Below are 18,462 nucleotides of genomic sequence, written 5' to 3'. Positions count from 1 at the left end.
CACAGGTCTCCAGCGCCCCCGCGCCGGTGATCAGTGTAGCGATGGAGCGGGGCGGGCCGTTTCCTTATGGGGCTGTAACGCCACCAGATGCCTTGCTTTGAAAGTCGTGGCACCACCACCAACGATTCTGGGGGCGCCCCGCTCGTGTCAGAGGGCTGCGCTAGCCTGCATCCGTGATTACAGGTGAGCTGAAGAGCAAGATCGATCGACTGTGGGACGCCTTCTGGTCTGGAGGTATCTCCAACCCGCTGGAGGTCATCGAACAGATCACCTATCTGATGTTCATCCGGCGCCTCGACATCCTGGAGCAGGCCAAGGAGAACAGGGCCAATCGCACCGGGCGGCCCGTCGAGAACCCGATCTACACGGACGGTACCCAGGTCCTGCGCTGGTCCGTGTTCATCAACGAGTCCCCCGAGAACATGCTCACTCGAGTCCGGGACGGCGTCTTCCCCTGGCTGCGCACGCTGGGTGGCGAGGAGTCCACCTATGCGCACCACATGAAGGACGCACGCTTCACCATCACGACCTCGAACCTGCTCACCAAGGCCGTCGACATGATCAACGGCATCGACATGGGCGACAAGGACACCAAGGGCGACCTGTACGAGTACATGCTTGGCAAGATCGCCACAGCCGGGCAGAACGGCCAGTTCCGTACGCCCCGGCACATCATCCAGCTGATGGTGGAGATGATGGCCCCGCAGCCGGGCGATGAGATCTGCGATCCGGCGTGCGGTACGGCTGGCTTCCTAGTGGCGTCTGCCGAGTACGTCGAGCGCACCCACCGCGAGGCGCTGTTCGAGCCGAGCCAGCGGCAGCACTTCAACGAGAGCATGTTCCACGGGTTCGACTTCGACAGCACCATGCTCCGCATCGGCAGCATGAACATGCTGCTGCACTCGGTCGAAAACCCCGACATCCGCTACCGCGACTCGCTTGCACAGAGCGCGGCTGGCGAGGCCGACCGATACTCCCTCATCCTCGCCAACCCGCCTTTCGCCGGCAGCCTTGACTACGACGCGACGGCGGCCGACCTGCAGAAGGTCGTCAAGACCAAGAAGACCGAGCTGCTGTTCCTCGCCCTCTTCCTGCGCCTACTCAAGCCCGGCGGTCGAGCTGCGGTCATCGTGCCAGATGGGGTCTTGTTCGGTTCCAGCAAAGCGCACAAAGACCTGCGGAAGCTGCTCGTTGAGGGCCACAAGTTGGACTCAGTGGTGAAGTTGCCAGGCGGCGTCTTCAAGCCGTACGCGGGAGTCTCTACGGCCATTCTGTTCTTCACCAAGACGAACAGCGGTGGCACGGACAACGTCTGGTTCTACGAGGTCACAGCGGACGGCTGGAGCCTCGACGACAAGCGCGCACCGTTGCTGCAGGAAGACAAGCTCGGGCCGCTCGTCGGCGATGGTGCGCTGACTGAGAACGAGCACACGAAGAACAATCTGCCCGATGTGCTGGCGCGCTGGCGGCGCCGTAATGGCAGCGAGCAGGAACGGGCACGGACCGAGCAGAGCTTCTGCGTGTCCAAGGATGATATTGCTGCACAAGGCTATGACCTGAGCCTCAACCGGTACAAGGAGATCCTCCACGAGGAGATCGAACACCGGGCACCGGGCGAAATCATGGATGAACTGTCCCGAATCGAGACAGAGATCCAGCGAGGGATGAACGAGTTGAAGGGGATCCTGTGATGACTCTTCGAATCATCGTTGCTGGACAGGGGGAAGCACAGTGAAGGAATTGTTTCAGATCCCCCCGGGCTGGCAGTGGGAAGAATTCCGAAATGTAGCCCGGGTCGTCAGTGATCTCGTCAAGCCCCAAGACTATCCAAACGCTTCACACATCGCGCCGAATCACATCGAGGCAAAAACCGGTCGCCTTCTGCCCTATTCGACCGTTGCTGCAGACGGGGTCAGCAGTGTGAAGAATAGGTTCTACGCCGGTCAGATCCTCTACTCAAAAATTAGGCCATACCTTGCGAAGGCCGCGCTTGTTGATTTTGATGGCGTGTGTAGCGCCGACATGTATCCGATCAACACGGAGCTAGATCCCGGCTATCTGCATCGCTGGATGCTCACTCCGGAGTTCACTGCGGCGGCGGCACAGAACCAAGGGAGAAACCTCCTCCCGAAGATTAACGTAAAGGAACTCTCTTCGCTCCCGGTTCCCGTCCCTCCAGCTTTCGTGCAGAAGCAAATCGCTGCACTACTGGACCAAGTGGACGCACTTAGGGAAATGCGCCGCAAGGCCATCGCTCTCCTTGACGATTTCACCCAGTCGAATTTTATCGACATGTTCGGCGACAGAAGCGAAATCTATCGACGATGGCCTAAAGCGCGCCTGGGCGAAATGCTCGAGTTCCTGACCAGTGGATCGCGCGGCTGGGCTGCCCATTACGTAGATGAGCCGGGAAGTCTATTTCTGCGGATTCAGAATGTACGCGGAGGGGAACTTCTACTTGATGACGTTGCCTACGTTAACCCCCCTGACACGGCAGAAGCTCGGCGAACTCAAGTCCAGCCCGGAGACGTGCTGTTGAGCATCACAGCCGACCTCGGGCGAACGGCTGTAGTTCCTGGCGAGCTCGATCAAGCGTTCATTAATCAGCATCTCTCGATTCTGCGTACAACCAGCCTGAACCCGCACTTCCTCTCCGCCTTTCTGGAAAGCCCATTTGGACACGAAAAGATCCTAGGCAGAAATCGTCAAGGGGTGAAAGCTGGACTAAATTTCGACGACGTTCGATCGCTTGAGACCCCGTGTCCGCCTATTGAATTGCAGGAGGAGTTCGCGAAACGCATCAAGCTAGGGCGTGAACTCCGAGAGCTCCATCGTGCACATCTCGCTGAGCTCGACGGTTTGTTTGCTTGCCTGCAACACCGTGCGTTCCGAGGCGAGCTCTGGCCAGGCGCCTAGAACGCCCCGGATCGGGGAGTTATACCGCACCAATTACACCCGGCATCACCTCACCTGACATCAGTGGAAGGTCACTTATTGTGAGCAACTTCGGGTTCCTCCAGGCCGAGTGGCCTGAACTGCACCGCGAGGCCGTCCATGCCGAGCGTCTAGCGTATGCAGATCCGAGGGCCTCCGCGTTCTACGCACGCCGGGTGCTGGAACTCACGGTGACTTGGCTGTTCGAGGCGGATGACACCCTCAAGCTGCCGTACCACGATGACCTGGCGGCGCTGATTGCTGAGCCGACGTTAGTGAAGGCGACTGGACCTGCGATTCGGGCGAAGATGGATGTGATCCGTAGGCAGGGTAACGTTGCCGTGCACCGCAAGACGCCCGTAGCTCCCAAGGATGCGGTGCGCACGGTCGCTGAGCTGTTCCAAGTCCTGTACTGGATGGCTCGTACCTACACCCGCGACCAGGCCCAACTGCCGGCGTCCACGCTCGCGTTCGACACGGAGCTGATACCTCGGCCTATCCCGGCGGAGGTTCGGATTGCGAAGCAGGCCGAGCTGAAGGCCCAGGCCGAGAAGTACGCCGCGCAGGATGCCGCGCTGGCCGCCGAGCGAAAGAAGAACAAGGACCTCGACGCCGAGATCGCCCAGCTGCGCGCGCAGATCAAGGCGGCCAAAGCAGCGAACGAAGCGAAGCCGGACACTCACGACTACAACGAGGCCCAGACCCGCACCCTGATCATCGACCTCCTCCTCAAGGAGGCCGGTTGGGCGCTGGATCAGCCGAGAGACCGTGAGTATCCGGTCACCGGATTGCCCATCTCGGCCGCGCCTTCCGGTAGGGGCAAGGTCGACTACGTTCTGTGGGACGACGACGGCAAGCCCCTGGCCGTCGTCGAGGCCAAGCGGACCACCCGCGACCCGAAGCAGGGCAAGTACCAGGCGACGCTCTACGCCGATGCCCTGGAATCGCAGTTCAACCAACGACCGGTGATCTTCTACACCAACGGCTATGACACCTACCTCTTCGACGACCTCAACTACCCGCCTCGTGAGGTTCAGGGCTTCTACACCAAGGATGAGCTGCGTCTTCTGGTCCAGCGCCGGGCCAGCCGTCGCAACCTCGCCAAGCTGCCTATCAACGAGCAGATCGCCGGCCGCCACTACCAGTCCCGTGCGATAAGGCGGATCGCCGACTCCTTCGAAAAGGACTCGCTGCGCCACGCCCTGCTCGTGATGGCGACCGGCTCCGGCAAGACCCGCACCGTGATCGCGCTCAGCGACCTAATGATGCGCGCCAACTGGGCCAAGCGCATCCTCTTCCTTGCCGATCGTAAGGCCCTGGTCAAGCAGGCCACAAACGAGTTCAAGAAGCACCTGCCCGGTGCCCCAGTGGTCAACCTGCTGGAGGAGAAGGACCCCAACGCGCGGGTGTTCGTCTCCACCTATCCGACCATGATGAATCTGATCGACCAGACCGACGCCGAGGGCCGCCGCCCCTTCGGCCCCGGCTTCTTCGACCTGATCGTCATCGACGAGGCACACCGCTCGATTTACCAGCGATACGGCGCGATCTTCGACTACTTCGACGCGCTCCTCGTCGGCCTGACGGCGACACCCAAGGACGAAGTCGACCGGAACACCTATCGGCGCTTCGAACTTGAGGACGGCGTGCCCACAGACGTCTACAGCCTGGACGAGGCGGTGTCCGAGGGCTACCTGGTGGCGCCGCGGGCCGTCGACGTCCCGCTGAAGTTCCAGCGGGGCGGCATCAAATATGACGACCTGTCCGACGAGGACAAAGAGAAGTGGGACGAGACGGAGTGGAGCGAGGACGGTGACATCCCTGACGAGATCACCACTGAGGAACTGAACAAGTACCTCTTCAACGCCGACACCGTCGACAAGGTCCTGCAGACCCTCATGACACACGGCCTGAAGGTCGACGGCGGCGACAAGCTGGGCAAGACCATCATCTTCGCCGCCAACAACCACCACGCGGAGTTCATCGCCGAACGGTTCGACAAGAACTATCCGCACCTCAAGGGCGCATTCGCGCAGGTCATCACCTACCGCAAGGAGTACGCCCAGAGCCTGATCGACAAGTTCTCCGATGCGGCGGAGCTTCCCCAGATCGCTATCTCGGTGGACATGCTGGACACCGGCATCGACGTCCCCGAAGTCGTCAACCTCGTCTTCTTCAAGCTGGTGCGCTCCAAGACCAAGTTCTGGCAGATGATCGGCCGCGGCACCCGCCTCGCGCCCGACCTGTTCGGCCCGAACCGCAGCAAGGACGGCTTCCTGGTCTTCGACCTCTGCCAGAACATCGAATTCTTCAATCAGAACCTGATGCGCGCCGAGGGGAAGGTTGCCCCTTCGCTGAGTCAGCGGATCTTCGAGCGTCGTGCCGACCTGCTCCTGGCCCTCGACGGCGCAACAGCGCACGGTCAAGCGGAAGCCGCAGAGGTCGCTGTACGCCCCGATTCGGACGGCACCATCAGCGACTCCGGCCTGCGCTGGGACCTTGCCACCCGCTTGCACGACGAGGTCACGGCGATGAGCCCAGAGAACTTTCTGGTCCGCCCGCACCGCGAGCAGGTCGAGGTTTTCGCCGACTTCGATGCTTGGCTCTCGTTCACGCCCGACGCGCACGGCCAGGTCATCGATCATCTGGCCGGACTTCCGACCGCCTTCCGCGACAAGGACGACTCCGGCGAGGAGGCCAAACGATTCGACCTGCTCGCGCTACGTCTCCAACTCGCCGTCGCGAACGGAGATCCGGGCTTTACGCGCCTACGGAACCAGGTCCAGGAGATCGCGTCCACCCTGCTCGATCAGCTGACGATCCCCGCGATTAAGGCCCAGCAGCTCCTGCTCGACGAGGTCGCAGGCGACGAGTGGTGGCAGGACGTAACGCTGCCCCTGCTCGAGACCATGCGCCGCCGACTGCGCGGACTCGTCCGTCTGATTGAGAAGGCCAAGCGCGGCATCGTCTACACCGACTTTGAGGACGAGCTCGGCGAACTGACCGCCGCCACGCTCACTGGCATGGAGATCGGCACCGACCTCACCCGCTTCGAGCAGAAGATCCGCATCTACCTCAACACTCACCAGGACCAGCTCGCTGTCCAGAAGATCCGGCGCAACAAGCAGATCACCGCCACGGACCTGTCGGAGCTGGAGCAGATCTTCGTGGAGGCTGGCCTCGGCACTACCGCTGACATTGACTACATCAAGGACGCCAAGGGGGGCCTCGGCCTTTTCCTACGGTCGCTGACAGGCTTGGAGCGGGAGGCGGCGGCCCTGGCCTTCGACACCTTCCAACAGCGCAAGACGCTCACAGCCAACCAACTCCGCTTCGTCAACGAGCTGATCGACTACCTCGCACGCAACGGCACGATAGATGTCGACGCTCTGTACGAGTCTCCGTTCACCGCGCTCGCCCCGACCGGCCCCGAGGCGATCTTTCCCGAGGCCGAGGTGGACGTCATGGTGTCCGTCATCCACTCGATCCGCTCTACCGCCGTCGCTGTAGAAGGCGCGGCCTGATCAGAATCGAGACGCTCGAACGACGGCGGCAGTCGCACTACAGAAGTTCCCACATTCCCTAACATGCGCTAAGCTCCACGCATGACGGAACAGCACGCTGTCTCACTCGACAGCGCCACCTACACCCAGATCACACTGCTGGCCCGCGCCTGGGGGACCTCGCAAGGTGAGGCGGTCAGCCGCCTCGTCGACCACTTCCAGCAGGCACCCACCGCGCCTCCGCCAAGCGCAGCCGCGACATCGGCGTCCGACAAGGATGTCCTAGTCCATGCCCTGTACGGGGGCAAGAAGATCATGGGCCGATTCGACCCGGTCAGCCGGAGCCTAACTATCACCGATGGGCCGGGTGCTGGACATTACAAGACACCCAGCGGTGCGGCGGCCGCCGTACTACAGGCCGTCAACCCCAGCGTGAATCCCAACCGCAACGGATGGAGCTTTTGGGTAGTCGACGAGACTGGGGGGCTCTTGCAGTCCCTCCGCCATCAGTAGTGGATGTGAGAATACTTAGGATCCAGTCTCAGGTGGCCCGAGACCAAGCACGCGGTCGCCAGACACGACGGCAGCTCCGCGGTGGGCATGCCGCAGCCCCCAAACAGAGCTGGGGGCTGCGGCTGCTGTCCGTTGAGAGGCAGGCCGGCCTGAGGAAAGAGCGCATCAAGCAGCGCGGGATCCACAGTCAAGGACTCTCCCTTGGATCAGCTCGACGGTATGACATGCCTGACGCCCGGAGGCATCCTCTCCATCAGCTATCGGTAGCGGGCACGAGTGGGACCGAAGGGACATCGGAATCGGCCTCGGACAGTCCGAGGTACTCACGCACGGCGGCGCTGTCGCCCGTTGCGTCAGCGAGGCGGGCTGCGGCCTCGAAGGCGCGGGCTTGAATGCGCTCGATCTCTGTCTGCGCGTCGTCGATTGGATATCCGGCATCGATGAGCATCCGGACGCCGGTCTCGACGGACAGGACCCCGGCGCCGACACCCTTGACCACCTCGTCAAGAACGGCGGCGCGGTCTGTCGGGGTGTGCGGTCCCCACATCAGCCGTGCGGGCAGCGACTCCCCCGCGGGCCAGGCTTCGGCCTGCCCGGCCTGATGGAGGCGCTGCACCATGCGCAGCAGGACAACGTACTTGTGGTTGCGGGCCAAGCGCATGGCGGCCACCAGCGAGTCGAGCGGGCCGAGTGCGAGCTGTAGCGCGTACCCGGACGGCAGGGCGGTTGGGTCGAGGGTGCCGAGGCCGGCGGCGGTGAGGCGGCTGTTCGCGGCGATTCGGTCAAGTATGTGGTCGACGCGGGCGCGCAGTTCGGCGAGTTGGGCCGAGGTGTCGAGCACGTCCATGCGCCCGTTGTCATTGAGCTGCCAAACCGTCCCGGCCCGTACCTTGATCGGGAGCGGCTGGCCGGTGGCGCGGTCGATGGGCAGTCGGGCCCCGGCCAGACCGATGATGGGCGAGCCGGTGGTAGCCGAAGCGCCAGAGCTATCGGTGTCCGTGGCAGACAGTTCGTCGAGGGCCTGGAGGATGGTGGCCACGGTGGGCTTGCCCCAGTGCTCTCCGCTGCCAGGAATGCTGTTCGTGATGTGGATGACGGGTATGAAGTCCGTCATCAGGTCGAGCCTGTCGAGGACTTCGCCATCCGAGCGGACCCGGTACCGAGCCTTGTGCATCGGCAGGTCGTACAGCAGGTCGGCGTACTTAAGATCATCCAGGTCCCATTCCGCGTCGGTCAGGTAGCACGTCCACGGGGAGCGCCGGGTGGGTGCCCACGGGTAGGTGCGGGTGATGAGTCCTGTGTCGGCGTTGCGCGCGTCGCCCGTGACCAGGACCGGGTCGCCGCTCTCGGTGTACAGGTACTCGCGCGTCGGGCTTCCGTCCTTTGCTGCGCCGCGCCGACTGGCCGGTCCAATAGCTCCGAGTTCGTAGGTGACCCGCCGAAGCCTCGCTTTGAGACCGCGCCGTTTGTCCTCGGGCAGTTCCCACGCCAGGTGAACGCGCAGTGGGAACTCGGCACCGTCCTGCTCGCCGTCCTCCGGCCACTCCGGGAAGTACAGGCCCGGGTCCCAGGTGCGCAGCAGGACCCGGCCTTTCCCCGGGTCCCAGGCCAGGGTGTAGACGGCGTCGCCCAGCAGGATCGCGGTTCTCTCGGCCTGTTGAAGGCGCAGCGGCAGCATTTCCTTCTCCGCCCAGGCCCTCAGCTTGTCCTGGACGGCCAGCGCCGCGGCTGCCTCGGCGGTCGGCTCGTCGTCGGTGTGCTCCGCGCCCGCCACGCTGATGACCTGCTGGGAGCCGAGGAGGTAGCCGAGCGCGGTGTCGACGAGTTTGGAGGCGTCGCCGAGTTCCCTCCGTTCGATACCCGCCTCGTCGTCGCCTGTCACGGCGGCGACCTGGCCGGCCTGATTGGAGTCGTACGCGGCCAGGAGCCGGTAGGCGGCCAGGCGTCGCAAGTCCTCGTCCGGCACCCAGGAACGGGTCAGTTCCGCCCAGGTGTTCCGCCTTGGTCGGCGCGGGTCGGCCATGGCTGGCTTGTAGTCCAGCCAGCTCCAGACGTCGGTGATCAGCTCGCGCAGGCCCACAGTGCCCCTCCGGCAGTCGGCCCCGCGCCGCGCCTCCAGCCTACGAGACGTCTTCTACGTCGGACTTCCGCAGTTCCCAGCGCCTCGGGATCCGGAAATTCCTAGCAGCCGAAGCCTCCCGGGTCGAAGATTCCGTCATGAACAGCAATCTGCCGGATGATTGGTCCCCAGCGGACAATCCGTACTCGATCGCGCTCTCGGAATCGAGCTGGCTGCGTGCCACGGTCGCCTTGACCGTGGCACGCATGCACGGTGCCGACGTCCAAGTCGGCTGGTTCAGCTCCCGGCAGATCGACGCACGGACACTGGTCGTCGCTCTGCGCCAGCTCCTCGCCGCGGTCAAGCTCGAACGGATCGCTCTCACAGATCTCGGCGTGGATCCCGCGGTGATCAGCGCACTCGATGACGCCGAGCAGGTCTTCCTTGATGCCCTGCCGAATATCAAGCACGTCCGCGACGGCCTCACCCACTTCGAGGACTGGGCCCTCGGCAGGGGCAGCGGACCGCAGAGAGACGCCCGAAAAGTTGCTGACCCGCGCGACGTAGCCCGCGACTTCTGGAGTTTCGGCTACGACCCGGTCACCGACTCCGTCACCATGGGACCGTTCACCATCTCCGTCAGCGCGGCAGTCCCCGCCGCCAATGCACTGTGCGCCGCGATCTACGCCGCGACACGCGCGGTCGACCAGCGGACCACGGCCGAACTACGGGACCAAGTCGTCCAGTCGCTGACCGACGCGGCGATTTCCTGCACTCCCCCGCAGGGTCCGGTACTCGTCTCGCAGGGCCACGACACGCGGGTCTGGCTCTCCCTCAACCTCAGCAGCGTTCCGGACGCAGAACACATGGAACTGGCAGAGCGCGTTGTCACGGTGATGGCTCACGCCGGGCTGCGACTGACGTCTTCCACGTTCCCGGAAGCACAGGACTTCGCTGCCCGCCTGTTCGCTGACGAGCCGCTGCGCGTGGAGAGGAACAGCCCGTAGATCGGCAAGTCCAGGCAGGCCACCGTGGGCCATTTCTTCATGGGCCGTTTCCTCTTGGGGCCGTTTTCGGTCGTACGTCTGCCCTCGCGAGTTCAGCGGCGGCCGTCGAATCGGTCGTCATCGGTGTCGGTGGGCAGAGTGTCGAGCTGATCGGGGTCGGCTAGTTCGGTCAGTCCGTGCACGGCGGCGTCCATGCGGTCGGGGCTGTCCATTCCCTCAACCCAGGTGACCATCTGGCCTTCCAGCTCGGTGTATTCGCCGACATGGCGCACGAGCTGCTGTTCGTAGAGCTGGGCCACGGGGGCAGCCCGCAGGCGTTTGCCGACCTTGGCGGTGACCTCCAGGATCATGGGCATCAGGAGCCCCTTGGTGACGCCCTCTCGGCGCAGTTGCTCCCATGCCTGGGTGACGATCTGCCGCGCCATGTCGCCGCCGTAGTTCTTCTCGACCACGATCGCGTCGGCCTTGAGTTCGAGGGCGAGACGGCATGCGGCCAGGCCCCAGTCGTTTGCGCCCATCGATCCAGATCGGTCGGCCAGGACGTACAGCTGCCGGTCGAAGTCGCGGCCGACGCCGATGACGCCCGTCTCGTCTCCGACGGTGGACTCTCCGCCGGCGGGGTCCACGGCGACGACGATGCGCGCCATGTCGAGGCCGGAGAACTGGACGGCGTTGATGCGGGCGGTCTCGATCCACTCCCGCTTCCAGACGCCTCCCTCTGGCGGCCGGGGCTTCTGCAAGTAGAGGGCGGCCCAGACGCGCTCGCCGACTCGCTTGCGGGTCTTGGCGTGGTGGGTGACGTCGAAGCGTTCGGGCCACAGCGCCTCACCAGGAGCGCGGCCGAGCGGGTCGTCGAGGCTGTCGGCGATGGCGGGCAGGTCGATGACCCGCCAGGCGTCGCGTTCGGTGGCGAGGATGCGTCCGGCGAGGTCGTCTTCGTGCCACCGGGTCTGAATGAGGCAGATGGCGCCGACTGGTTCGAGTCGGGTCTGCAGTACCGAGGTCCACCAGTCCCAGGCGCGCTTACGCATGGTCGGGCTGTCGGCGTCCGCCATGTCCTTGACCGGGTCGTCGACGATGGCGATGTGCGCCCCGCGTCCGGTGAGGCCGCCGCCGATACCAGCCGCGAGGAGGCCACCTTCGCCGCCGACGATGTCGAACCTGTTGGCGGCCTGACTGCCTGCCTTCAGCTGGATGCCGAGGTCATCGCCCCAGGTGTTGATGGCGTCCCTGATCCACCGGCCGTGGTCGTCGGCCAGGTCGGCGGAGTAGCTGGCAATCATCATGCGATGGCCGGGATTGCGCCGCAGATACCAGAGGGGCGCCCAGCGAGAGGCCCGTCGGCTCTTGCCGTGTCGCGGGGGCATGGTCAGCATGACGCGATCGCATCGGCCTGCGGCCATGTCGATGAACGCCTGGTCGATGAGGTCCAGGTGCGGGGCCTGCATCTCGCGCCCACCGGTGAGGACGGCGGCGAGTGCACCTGGGGAGTGGTCCATGGCGAGTTGGCGTTCGACGCGCACCAACTCAGCGCGCAGACTGGGAGATGCGGCCCGCGCGATGATGCGGCGCTGCGCTGGTGGAAGGGTCTTGTAGTGGGCGATGACGCTTTCGTGGTCGCGCGGGGTCATGCGCCGTCCGGATCGGTGAGCGCGATCAGGGCGTCGAGTTCGTCGACGGTCACGTTTTCGACCTGGACCGGTCCGCCGTCGGGGCCGGACAGTTCCGTGCGGACGGGCATGTCGAGGCCGAGCAGCCTGGCGCGGCGCTCCATAATCCGCAGGGTGCGGTCGATGGCGGCGAGGTCCTGGTCCCGGACGGCCTTCTTGTAGGCGACGAAGAACAGCCGGTCGAGGCGGTCGGCTTCCAGCGCGCGCAACTCGTCCACGTCGTCGTTGAGTTCGGCGCGACGGTCGGTGAGTGCTGTGCGGACGTCCCGGCAGGCGGCGTGAATCAGGGCCTCATTGGTGGGCGGGTCCTGGTTCTTGCGGTACCGCTCGACTCCGTAGCCCTGCGGGTAGGCGATCCCGTCAGAGTTGACGGTCGGGTCGGCAGCGAGCTTGCGGGCGATCGTCAACCAGTCCACGCCGGCGAGGCGTAGATCGATGGCGTCCGAGCGGCGGCGCGCTATGGCCGCACGCGCGGCTTTGTCGGGGCGTCCCACGGCGGGGGTCCTTCACAGCTCGGGTGCGCCCCCGCGCCCGAGCCCATGATCCCACTTCGTTGCGACTGGCCTGGTGCCAGAGGACGCGTGAGGCGGAGCGGGTGCGGCCGAGCTTCTGGGCCCGCCTGCCAACACGCCCGCCCTCAGGATCCTGGTCATTGCCCGCGATGCATCTGGGCAAGCGTTGCAGGTCTCCGATCTGCTGTTCCCTGCCAATAACACGTACACCGAACACCCCTTCACCGTACCTATTTCGAGCTCTGGCAGGGCGGCAGGCAGGTGATCGAAAACAGGAGGGGGCTACGGGCGAGATGGCGGCCTAGGTAAGGGCATGTGACCGGTCGCCGCCGAGACATCGTGGCTTTAAGTGATGACCGCGCTCCGAATGCAGGATACAGGAACCCTATGTACAATCCCGCCTTCCTGCCACTGAGTAATTCTCAAAAAATTGACAGAGGATGTACAACGGAGCACCCTTAGAAAGCAGGGCTTCTCTGGCCTCTTGGTGCCGGTAGGGCCAATGTACGTTCCGTAGTGACCTTAGGGGCGAAAGCGATGACGTCGCTCGACAAGCACTGCATCGTCATATCAGGAGATGTCGTCATCGGTTGGGCTCTTACCAGCACAGCCAAAGAGCCATCCGGAGATCCCGTCGGGAAATGGTACGACCAGGACAGGGTAAAGGTCAGGCCGTTGGAGGGAGGGGCTTGGCTGCTGAGCAGCATACTTCGGGAACTCAAACCGAGAGGCTTCTATGTGACGTCACCAGACTGGGGAGAGCCCTTCGACGATAAGAGCTTCAACAAGTACAATCACTATTTCGTGACCCTGAAGAATTGCGAACCAGACGCGGACAAGGACCCCGTATGGCGACAGGCTTTTATTCAAGGCTATAGCCCCCGTCCAGTCACTTGCGGAGGGCTCACTCCTTCATCGCCGGAAGACCAACACCTCGACTATGTAATCCCAGACGACCCAACTAACCCTGACATAGTTGTTCTAGAGGATGCGGGCGTCGGTTACAGAGATGCGCACGACGAACGCTGCTGGCCGCGATCAATAGAAGATGACACGGGCCACACGCCTTGGTGCATTGTCGAAGCCGGCTACGGTGCAGGAACTAGTGGGGGCATAGCCGGGGGAGAACTCTGGGAAAGACTGAGAAGTAAGTCACGCCTTGACCGCCTAATCATCGTCACAACCGCGGAAGATTTGCGGCATGACCCCGAACTTGAAATAAGCAAGAATCTCTCATGGGAAAGGACTGCGGAAGATTGCGTACATGCGATACTCAAGCCAGACCAACTCCCCCCTTGCCGCTATTTGATAATTTCTTTCGGACCGGTCGGAGTACTCCTCTACGATCGCGGTCAAGATGACTTCAGGTTGTATTTCGACCGTCGAAATATGGAAGGCGCGGAAACGTACAGGAAGGGCGGCATGTGGGGATTCACAACAACACTCACAGCTGCCATCTCCAAGGCGCTAATGGAGCACTGCTCTGACCCTTCCTCTCCTCCCCATATAGATACGGCGATTCAAGCATCTCTTGATGCCGTGCGAGTCGGCTACAACGAGGGCTACAAGACGGACGGCAAAACTCGGGGAGGGATGCCCGCAATCGGATTCCCCATACAGATAGTAACAAGAGAAATAAAGAGAGTATCAAAAGAAATAACAAAGGGCGGTAAAGTCGACGCCTTCGGCATAGTGCATATCCCGAAGCCAGTTCAGAATATCACTCCTGCTCGCTCTCCCAAATGGTCGATGCTTGGAGAATGGCTATCGCAAGATATCGCGACGGCGGAGAAGATTGTCAAGTATGGAATGGACTTTGCTCTACCGAATGTCCCGATTGGCAAATACGCGAACCTGGTGACCGTAGATCGCAAAGAAATCGAGAGCTATGAATCGATAAGAAACCTTGTTCGAGCATACTGGAATCGACCTGTGAGGCGTACTCCCGAGCCGGTTTCGATAGCTGTTTTCGGAGCTCCGGGAAGCGGAAAATCGTATGCTGTAAAGCAAGTGGTCGACTCTTTGCAGCTTCCTCGTAAATTCCTGGAATTCAATCTATCGCAATTCGAATCGGCCAGCGATCTATTGAGCGCCTTTCATGTTATAAGAGATGTTGGGCTCCGAGGTGAATTCCCAGTGGCATTTTGGGACGAGTTTGACGCCTTTCACGAGAGAGATCTTGGGTGGGTTCGACACTTCTTGTACCCTATGCAGGATGGGAAATTTCGACAGGGCGAAATTGAGCACCCGATTGGCCGGGCACTGTTTGTTTTCGCCGGAGGCACCTCTCATAGTTTGGAAGCCTTCGAGGGGCGGCGTGATTTTGAGGCCGCAAAAGGGCCTGATTTCATGAGTAGAATACGCGGTCACGTAAATCTCCTGGGAACAAACGCCGGGAAGGGTGATCGATACCACGTAATACGACGGGCTATTCTCCTTCGCACATGGCTTGAAGGATTTTCGAAGCTCGTGGATGACAAGGGAAATATCGATATCGATGATGGCGTCCTTAGGGCATTCTTGCACGTGCCCCGCTACAAGCACGGGGTGCGTTCGATGAAAGCCATTATTGAAACCAGTTCGTTGTCACGAGCCAGCCAGTTCGGACGGTCGAATCTGCCCGCCCCCGGACAGCTCGCCCTCCATGTAAACGCGAGGGAATTTATGTCACTGGTTCGAACCGGTGAGTCGGACGAAAACCAGCAGCGGGTTAAAAATCAGTCGGCCGAGCATCGGCGCCAGCGGGCGCGTCGGAAGCGAAAATGAAGATTCTTCGAATGCGGCCGCCTCTCGCATGTCGTTGCCACCAGCTACTGGCGCTCTGATCGGGAACACGCGAACGCAACCGGGGCGGCGAATGACGACAGACGGGACCAGAGGACAGCAGCGGGGCCAAGCGGTGTTCGCCCGGCCCCACCAGCGTCACATCAGTGACATCTGCTCGCCCTCGCCGGGCCGCTTGGGCGGCACGTACTCGGGTGGTGCGTCGGGCGCGTTGCGCTCAGTCCGCAGCCACCAGGCGAACTGGTAGTTGCGGCAGGTCCGGAAGCGGACCGAGTTCCGGCGCGGCTCGTTCAGGGGGATGCTGTGCTCGCCCCATCCGGTGATGGGACGAGCGTTGTCGAGGCGCACGTACAGGCCGGGCACGAGGGCGGGCCCTTCCCACTGCTCTCCGGGTGCGCCCTCGAAGGCAAGGTGCGCGTTGTCGCTCCACTTCCACGGGTTGGGCAGCGCGCAGAGGTACCAAGCCAGGGGCGGGTTCTGCTCGGAAAGTTCGACGGTTTGGTGCCAGCGGCGGGTGTCTACCCGGGGTCGGTCGGGCTGGCCGAAGCTGCGCAGGCAGTGCTGGTCGAGGGCTACGTGCCGCACGCCTGCCAGCCACATGATGTGGTATCGAGTTCGCGACTCTATTTGGACTCGTATTGACTGCGACATGCGTTCCCCATTTGGCTCAATTGGCGAGAGATTCATTTCTCTCTACTACCAATTTTATCAAATTTCCCACCAATTCCAGATGCCTGTCATGCCGGAAGCCGTTCGGGTAAGGCATGTTGAATTCTTCTTCGAATGCCTTCTCGTATTCCTCTTGGGGGAGCGGGATGGGGCGGCGACAGGTGGCCTTGATGTTGGAGCCGCTGAGGTCGGTGACCTGTACGTCCTCGAAATAGCGGCGGAGGAGTGGCTCCAGGGTTTCGGGAGTGTGGAAGCGGAGCTTCTGCCACTTCCCTTTGACGAAGTTCATCTCCACGTTGTCGTCGTCGAGGAAGCTCATCTTCGTGGTGGCCGTCTGAGAGGTGACCCGCTTGGCCTGCTCGTCCCGGAGTTCGCGGGCGAGGTTGCGGGTGCCGAGGCATACGACACCGTCGCCCGAGCAGAGTGCGTTGACGGTGGTCATCACCCAGTGCTGGTAGTCGAGGGTTGTAGTGGCGTTGATGACGGAGTCGAGGACCACCACGTCGTACAGGCCGTTGGTCTGGATGTCCCTGTCGATGTCGCGGATCATGCCCACGACGGCGCGGATGTCGACGGCGTACGAGCCGTCCCGGCAGCGGTAGGGCTCGTAGTCGTGGATGTTGAAGCCCTTGGCGCGCAGGTGCTTGGCGTAGTCGCCGTACCCGGCGCCGAAGTCCACGACCCGGTGGGTGGGCTTGAGCCAGGGCGTGACCAGCTGATCCCAGGTCTCGGAGCCGTAGGCGAGCTTCCCGGCCTTGGCCTTGGAGGAGAACTTGCGGAGCCTCTTGGGCTGCACGATGTGCTGGTTCCACACTGGGGCCTTGCTCTCGATGGCCGTCCAGTCGTAGACGCCGTACTCGCCGGTGAGGTCGGCGTGGAGCTGGGCGGCGTCGGCGGATGTGACAGTCCAGGCGAGGAGGTCGAAGCGGTTGATGGAAGCGACGACGGCGTATTCGGCGTTGAGGACGATGCGGCCCTGGTCGTCGATGACGACGCTCCCCCAGGGGCCGTGGCCGGCGGTCATGTGCCCGATGGCGTTGACGAAGGAGAGGTTCTTCCGTTCCGCGACTCGGATGGACTGCCATGGAATCCACGACCAGGCGCCGATGACGCCGGGCTCGGCGTAGACGACGCTGGCCTCAGTCTCGACTCGGTTGTGCAGCAGGTTGAACTGGATCTCGTCCTGCAACCTGACCTTCGTGCCCAGCATGACCGCGGGTGTGTGCGTCAGGCCGATGGCCTGGAGACCCTTGGTTCTCTGGTGGCCTGCGACCAGCGTGCCGTCTGCGTTGAGGATGACGGGCTTCACGACGCCATGGCGACGCAGGGACGCCTGAAGCCGGACGAACGCCTCCTCACTGAGGCGGCGCGGGTTGTAGTCGGCGGGGCGAAGCCGGTCGAGCGGGTACGCCTCGTAGAACGTCGTGGTGGGGGCGCTGCTCATGCCGCCTCACCCTCCTCGTGGGCCTGCTGCAAGACGTGCCAGCCGAAGCCGAGGTCGCTGTTCGTGTCGTCCACGAATTTCGTGTAGATGGCGTTGAGGGCTTCGACCTCTTCGGAGGTGATCCGGACCCGCTTGGACTCCCACTGGAGGTAGCCCCACTGGAGGTAGTCGACGGTGGCTGCGGCGCCGGTGCCCGCGCCGTCGGAGGTGAGTTCCAGTGTCTCGGGAAGGGAGGTGTCGTCGAGGAGCCGGTCTACGCTCTCGCGGTCGTAGCCGGTGCCGGCCAGGTCCGGGATCTCGGAGAGGATCTCGGCCAGGAGCACGCTGTCGTATCCGGCGAGGTCGTTGGTCCGGTTGTCGACGATGACGATGCGGGCCGCCGCATCGTCATCGACGTCGACCCAGGTGACGGCGATCTGCTGCCAGCCGAGCTGCTGGGCAGCCGCGTACGTGTGGTTGCCCGCCAGGATCTCGTTGTGGCGGCCCGTGTGGGTGCCTTTGTTGACGACGATCGCGCGGTACTGGCCGTTGACGGTCAGCGATTCGGCGATCGAGGGGAGGTCACCGTTGCGGGGGTTCCGGTAGTACGGAACGAGGTCCTCGGCGGGGACGGCGAGCGGCAGGAGCAGTTCGGGGATGTTGGCGGGCGTCGGGGTCACTGGGCGTCCCTTGTGTAGGCCGTTCCCCGCGCCCTACAGCTAGTTCAGATTAGACGATCACGCCGGGCCGCGGCGGTCGCCGGGGTGAGGGTTCAGTTGGTGCGTCGGCCGCCGACTGCACACCCATCGATGGACGTGGTGGATGGCGGCGGCCACCAGCCCGCAGGCGGGGAAGGCCAAGAGGCTGGCAAGAAGGACACCGCCGCCGAGCTGTCCAACGACCCAGGCGCCAACGGCGATGACCGCCATGAGCAGGACGGCCATCGCGTCGGCGACAAGGCGCAGAAGGGTGTGCATCACCGGTTGTTGCAGCCACAGATGCCGGTCGGCAGGCACCAGGAGTTACAGGATCGGCACCACACCGCACCGGGTACGGGAGGTATCCGGCGTTCCGGCTCTGCGGGCTGTGCCTGCTTGGTGGTCATGCTCCATGTCGCTTTCGTTGTCTGGGAGTTGTGGCTGCTTCGAGTTCCGTGAGGTGCCGGGCCGCGCCTGGATCGGGGTCTCCTGGTACTTCGAGCCCCGGGTCACGTTCAGCGAGGGCCCTGATCGGCGTCCCGTCCCGCTCGACGAGGAGACGTTCGTACAGCTCGCGATCTTCTGGGTGCCCGGCGAAGTCCTCTGTGTTCATGGCGCTCCTGAGTGCACGGGGACCCGCCCCCGGCGTGAGGCGGGGACGGGTCCGGTCGTGATCGTGGATCTTGGCGA

The 18,462-nt window shown here is 63.2% G+C and carries 13 protein-coding genes; 7 read left to right on the top strand and 6 right to left on the bottom strand.

From position 1 onward, the window contains the following. The first annotated feature begins 173 nt into the window (after window positions 1-173). From OHS82_RS28595 to OHS82_RS28580, 4 genes are all read left to right on the top strand, one after another. Window positions 174-1,691 carry a type I restriction-modification system subunit M gene (locus tag OHS82_RS28595; protein ID WP_328434809.1) on the top strand — a complete coding sequence of 506 codons (1,518 nt, stop codon included), beginning with the start codon at window positions 174-176 and terminating at the stop codon, window positions 1,689-1,691. A 40-nt stretch (window positions 1,692-1,731) separates the two neighbouring features. Beyond that, the gene (locus tag OHS82_RS28590) at window positions 1,732-2,916 is read left to right on the top strand and encodes a restriction endonuclease subunit S (RefSeq protein ID WP_328434808.1); all 1,185 of its coding nucleotides are present in this window, start codon (window positions 1,732-1,734) and stop codon (window positions 2,914-2,916) included. Window positions 2,917-2,996: 80 nt separating this feature from the next. Continuing rightward, complete coding sequence (locus OHS82_RS28585; protein WP_328434807.1) at window positions 2,997-6,458, top strand: DEAD/DEAH box helicase family protein; 3,462 nt, start codon at window positions 2,997-2,999, stop codon at window positions 6,456-6,458. 81 nt (window positions 6,459-6,539) lie between these two features. Then, window positions 6,540-6,950: a hypothetical protein gene (locus OHS82_RS28580; protein WP_328434806.1), complete on the top strand. Its 411-nt coding sequence runs from the start codon at window positions 6,540-6,542 to the stop codon at window positions 6,948-6,950. A 253-nt stretch (window positions 6,951-7,203) separates the two neighbouring features. On the opposite strand, the gene OHS82_RS28575 is transcribed toward OHS82_RS28580, so the two are convergent. Continuing rightward, a complete protein-coding gene (locus tag OHS82_RS28575) occupies window positions 7,204-9,030 on the bottom strand; it encodes a hypothetical protein (protein WP_328434805.1) in 1,827 nt (608 codons plus the stop codon). A 137-nt stretch (window positions 9,031-9,167) separates the two neighbouring features. Between OHS82_RS28575 and OHS82_RS28570 the strand changes: the two genes are divergently transcribed. Next, entirely contained in the window at window positions 9,168-10,016 is an 849-nt protein-coding gene (locus tag OHS82_RS28570; RefSeq protein WP_328434804.1) for a hypothetical protein, read from the top strand. Window positions 10,017-10,108: 92 nt separating this feature from the next. Here the strand turns inward: OHS82_RS28570 and OHS82_RS28565 are convergent, their stop codons facing one another. Together OHS82_RS28565 and OHS82_RS28560 are read right to left on the bottom strand one after the other, a co-directional pair. Next, on the bottom strand, window positions 10,109-11,647 hold the full coding sequence (locus OHS82_RS28565; RefSeq protein ID WP_328434803.1) for a terminase large subunit domain-containing protein: 1,539 nt from the start codon (window positions 11,645-11,647) through the stop codon (window positions 10,109-10,111). Continuing rightward, the gene (locus OHS82_RS28560) at window positions 11,644-12,180 is read right to left on the bottom strand and encodes a hypothetical protein (RefSeq protein ID WP_328434802.1); all 537 of its coding nucleotides are present in this window, start codon (window positions 12,178-12,180) and stop codon (window positions 11,644-11,646) included. Before OHS82_RS28560 ends, OHS82_RS28565 begins: the two co-directional genes overlap by 4 nt. Before the next feature lie 555 nt (window positions 12,181-12,735). Here OHS82_RS28560 and OHS82_RS28555 point away from each other — a divergent pair. Next, complete coding sequence (locus OHS82_RS28555) at window positions 12,736-14,964, top strand: AAA family ATPase (RefSeq protein ID WP_328434801.1); 2,229 nt, start codon at window positions 12,736-12,738, stop codon at window positions 14,962-14,964. Window positions 14,965-15,120: 156 nt separating this feature from the next. On the opposite strand, the gene OHS82_RS28550 is transcribed toward OHS82_RS28555, so the two are convergent. From OHS82_RS28550 to OHS82_RS28540, 3 genes are all read right to left on the bottom strand, one after another. Next, window positions 15,121-15,582, bottom strand: coding sequence for a hypothetical protein (locus OHS82_RS28550; protein ID WP_328434800.1), 462 nt, complete (start codon window positions 15,580-15,582; stop codon window positions 15,121-15,123). Window positions 15,583-15,649: 67 nt separating this feature from the next. Continuing rightward, window positions 15,650-17,095, bottom strand: coding sequence for a methyltransferase domain-containing protein (locus OHS82_RS28545; RefSeq protein WP_328434799.1), 1,446 nt, complete (start codon window positions 17,093-17,095; stop codon window positions 15,650-15,652). Beyond that, the gene (locus tag OHS82_RS28540) at window positions 17,092-17,754 is read right to left on the bottom strand and encodes a ParB N-terminal domain-containing protein (RefSeq protein WP_328434798.1); all 663 of its coding nucleotides are present in this window, start codon (window positions 17,752-17,754) and stop codon (window positions 17,092-17,094) included. The genes OHS82_RS28545 and OHS82_RS28540 overlap by 4 nt, the downstream gene beginning before the upstream one ends. 129 nt (window positions 17,755-17,883) lie before the next feature. On the opposite strand from OHS82_RS28540, the gene OHS82_RS28535 reads away from it, so the two are divergent. Beyond that, window positions 17,884-18,231, top strand: coding sequence for a hypothetical protein (locus OHS82_RS28535; protein WP_328434797.1), 348 nt, complete (start codon window positions 17,884-17,886; stop codon window positions 18,229-18,231). Window positions 18,232-18,462 lie beyond the last annotated feature (231 nt).

The organism is Streptomyces sp. NBC_00425 (assembly GCF_036030735.1).
Lineage (GTDB): Bacteria > Actinomycetota > Actinomycetes > Streptomycetales > Streptomycetaceae > Streptomyces.
Note: the sequence above shows the minus strand (reverse complement) of the source record. Positions and strands in the feature narration are given on the sequence as shown.

Bases quoted from the DNA above. Each gene is read 5' to 3' on its own strand.
- OHS82_RS28580 (WP_328434806.1), top strand. From the start codon at position 6,540: ATGACGGAACAGCACGCTGTCTCACTCGACAGCGCCACCTACACCCAG.
- OHS82_RS28570 (WP_328434804.1), top strand. From the start codon at position 9,168: ATGAACAGCAATCTGCCGGATGATTGGTCCCCAGCGGACAATCCGTAC.
- OHS82_RS28565 (WP_328434803.1), bottom strand. From the start codon at position 11,647: ATGACCCCGCGCGACCACGAAAGCGTCATCGCCCACTACAAGACCCTT.
- OHS82_RS28555 (WP_328434801.1), top strand. From the start codon at position 12,736: ATGACGTCGCTCGACAAGCACTGCATCGTCATATCAGGAGATGTCGTC.
- OHS82_RS28550 (WP_328434800.1), bottom strand. From the start codon at position 15,582: ATGTGGCTGGCAGGCGTGCGGCACGTAGCCCTCGACCAGCACTGCCTG.
- OHS82_RS28545 (WP_328434799.1), bottom strand. From the start codon at position 17,095: ATGAGCAGCGCCCCCACCACGACGTTCTACGAGGCGTACCCGCTCGAC.
- OHS82_RS28535 (WP_328434797.1), top strand. From the start codon at position 17,884: ATGGACGTGGTGGATGGCGGCGGCCACCAGCCCGCAGGCGGGGAAGGC.